This is a genomic window from Bremerella sp. JC817, from assembly GCF_040718835.1.
In the GTDB taxonomy this organism is placed as follows: Bacteria; Planctomycetota; Planctomycetia; order Pirellulales; family Pirellulaceae; genus Bremerella.
In genome coordinates, this window is record NZ_JBFEFG010000010.1 from 1 (window position 1) to 431 (window position 431).

Genomic DNA, 431 nt, shown 5'->3' on the forward strand with positions numbered 1-431 from the left:
GCGGTTCCTGCAGGATCGGAAGGTCCCGAACCCGGTGGTCCTGACCGGCGACATTCATTCGAACTGGGCCAACGACCTGCGCGTCGACGACCGCGAACCGGATTCCCCCGTCGTGGCGAGCGAGTTCGTCGGGACCTCGATCTCCAGCGGCGGCAACGGTCGCGCGACGCTCCCCAACCTGGAAGAACGGCTCGCCATGAACCCCGGAGTCCGGTTCTTCAACGCGCAGCGCGGCTATGTGCGATGCACGGTGACCCCGAAATCGTGGCAGAGCGATTATCAGGTCGTGGAGGAAGTGACCCAGCCTGGGGCCCCTGTCGTGACGAAGGGGTCGTTCGTCGTCGAGGCCGGACGCCCCAGCATCGAGCAGAGTTGATCCGAGCCGATTCGGGTACGTCGTGAACATCCGCCCCGGCGGGTGAGCACGCCTT

General features: G+C 65.9%; 1 protein-coding gene. It reads left to right on the plus strand.

Features of this window, described 5'->3' with window-relative positions; all coding sequences use genetic code 11:
- On the plus strand, window positions 1-376 hold a 376-nt coding region (locus AB1L30_RS00035), incomplete at its 5' end, for an alkaline phosphatase D family protein (RefSeq protein WP_367011318.1).
- Window positions 377-431: the final 55 nt, after the last annotated feature.